Here is a 3,211-nt window from a genome sequence, read left to right as displayed (position 1 = left end):
AATTAGCATAATTTTTTTGAATGAGTAATAAAATTAAATCTTCATATCAATATATACAAAAAAAATTTTTTTTTTTTTTATTGCCGATGGCTATGAAATTACTTTATTAAAATTTTATACTTTTACATTTGTGTGTTACATAAACAAATGGATACATGTGATTTTTTTTTTTTTTTAAAATAATATGTAATAATAAAATAATAGAAAAAATTAATAAACTAGATAAATTATAGAATAGAATTTATAGTTCCCAAAAAACAATTTAACTAGAAATAGGAAGTTCTAAAAATTTAAGAAAGGCAGTCCATAAGTATCTTCAAAGATAACCAGATAAATCTGATTCTCAAAAGGTAGAATAGTCCTAATAGTTCGGTAGATCCATAATTATTACATATATTTTATATACATGTTTTGATGAAGTTGATTAGTTTCAAAAGCCTGTAAAGAATTTCAGTAAGAAAAGAGTTGTTATGGCCGAAAGAAAAGCAATACATAGCCACACTTCCTTATAGAAATTGTGGTCCCTATCGGTAGCATTGGCCCTGCTGGCCTGTCTTACTGTATTGTCAGCTTTGACGCTCTTGGTTTGATCAAGTTTATACTTATTAAAGAGCGAATATTTACGCTCGGAAACTATAGGTATTATCATATTAAGGTAAGATATGGTTTTGATCATATAAGGGACGTGAGAATATTCACCAGAGTCAGTTTGACACTTGAATATTTTGGCCCACTCCCGATTTGTAAAAATTACACGATTGCTCGTGGTTCTTCCACCAAGAAGGAAGTAGAAAACTGATCGAATTTCATGTATATTATATGAGGGTAAAGGGGTTCTATCTAAGTTTTGAATATATCGATTTTCTATAGCTAAAGTTGAAGATCTAGCTGCTTCAACATTTCTAAAACTAGCTTCCTGATTAAAATTAGTATTGGGTACATTTTGATATTTTTTAAAAAAATCAAAAATATTAGTTATATTACCAAAACAGATGGTTCTTATGTTATTAAATATTGGGCACACCATGACCCAATGAGTGAATGTTTGTGTACCACCCTTGCAACAAGGACAGTATTTAGGAGTGTTTTCATTAACAAAACCTGCAGCGATAGCAACACTAGAGTTAAACTTGTATCCACATCTAATTCTAAAAAGCCAGAGGAAGCCACGAGAAAGATGTGGATATTTGACAGATTGTTTAATATAACCTCTAGTAGATTCAAAATGATAATTTTTGTAAGTATTCGCTTTTGAAGAATTATTAAAAAGATCATTATCCCAATAATAGTTTTTTATTTGTTCGTTTGTTTCTAATTGACGTCTAACGAGTTTACCTTCAAGAGTTCTTGATTCTTTAGCCCACGTATAAAAGTTGCGCATTGGGGGAATATTATTAACTAATACTCCAATAATGCAATTTGAGTCTTTCCATTTCTTAAAACTTTTAGTTTGAGCGATAGCACATTTAGCAGAGAGGGGGGGAATATTCAATTCCTTAGTAATGGAGTATAATGATACTAGGGAATTAGGTTTATCAAATCCAGCTATCCAATAAAATCCTTGGTTGATTAGCGTTTGTGTTAAACTTGATCTATTTTTATTAGAACCAAGTAAGGGTGCATAATATGAAATTCTACCAATGATAACAGAGTTAAATAAAAGTTTTTTATAGTATAATGGGATATTTGTATCCCTTAGAAAGCCTTTAATAGAAAAAAGTGCTTTCCTAACTTTATTCCTAAGATGTTTGGTTATGGGATTGAGTGAAAGTTTGTTGTCAAAGGGTATACCAAGGTACGTATAGCAATTGGTTTGAGGGATAGGAACATTGTTAATGTGAAAAATGGGATCATTATTAGCGTTTTCATCATTATTAGCACGAATTACCATTGTAGCACATTTGCTAATTCCAAAGGTCATTAAATTATTTTTAGCCCATTTGGAGACTTCAGCTAACATTTTAGTCAAATCACTTTCTGAAGGTGCACATAAAACAATGTCGTCTGCAAAAAGTCCACCACAACATTTTGAATCGCCAATGTCAACACCATATTTTCCGCAGTTTTGAAAAACGTCATTTATAAATAAATTAAATAAAATAGGAGAGAGTGGGCAGCCCTGACGAACACCTCTTTGAATGTTAAATGTTTCTGAGTAATGGTTGTTCACTCTAACATTAGCTTTCGAGGTTTTGTATAAATTCTTAATGAATTTATAACATTTTCCTCGGATACCCATTCTTTCAATTTTAGTGAGAATGTTGTAAATTGGAACAGAATCGTATGCTTTTTTAAGGTCTAGAAAAGCAATATAAGTATCTTTGTTATGAAATTGTTGTCTTTGGCAGATTTCTCTAATAGAAATATATAAACTTATACATTCCTCTTTATTACGAAAGCCAAATTGTTCAGGTCTAATAAAATTATGATTTATAGCATACGCCGAAATTCTATTTGCAACAATTTTAGAAATAATTTTAATACCATTATTTAGTAATGAAATACCTCTGTAATTATTGCAATCTGAAGGATCTCCTTTTTTTGGTATAGATACAATAGAAGCATTGTTCCAGGTTGAGGGAAAGTCTCCATCCCAGATGTTGTTAAAGAGCAAATGTAAAAAATTGTATCCAAAGTTAGAATTATCTTCTGGATTATTTTGTGATACAATTGCTTTATAGAATTCAATAGGGATTCCATCGGGTCCAGATGCTTTAAAATTAGGGATAGACTGGATAGCATTCTGGATCTCTTCACGTGTAATTTCTTGGTTGATATCCCATGCATCATGTGTACGGAGAGGAAGAAAACTCTTCCAGCTGGGATTATTCCAGAAGGGTTTATATAAACTACGATGAGAAGTATCGGTAGCCAAATTTTTGTAGTGGGTGTACCAGGTATTCAATTGATCATCGGTAGAATAAACAAGATTTCCTTCAGAATTTTTAACTGGTTGATTAATAACGTTGTTTAATTTACCAGTTTTAGCTGTTTTTTTAATCCAATTCCAAGTTCCTTTATGATCATTCTTAATAGCCAGTTTACATCCGATGATAATCCATTTTTGTCTTTCTTCCTTCCTAATTTGATTACATTTCTTTTTGATACTATTGCAAAGTCTCTTAAAAGATGAGGTAAGTCTGATAAATTCATCAAGGTTGTTAATATTACCAAACTTTTTAATTAATTTATATTTATTCATTTTAAGTTT

The 3,211-nt window shown here is 30.6% G+C and carries 1 protein-coding gene; it reads right to left on the bottom strand.

Annotated features, from left to right (window positions below):
• Positions 1-430 precede the first annotated feature (430 nt).
• A partial coding sequence (locus tag QZZ11_RS03170) for a reverse transcriptase family protein (RefSeq protein ID WP_292473549.1) occupies positions 431-3,211 on the bottom strand: 2,781 nt, incomplete at its 5' end.

Origin of the sequence: Methanosphaera sp., assembly GCF_016282985.1 — an archaeon.
Taxonomy (GTDB): Archaea; Methanobacteriota; Methanobacteria; order Methanobacteriales; family Methanobacteriaceae; genus Methanosphaera.
Note: the sequence above shows the minus strand (reverse complement) of the source record. Positions and strands in the feature narration are given on the sequence as shown.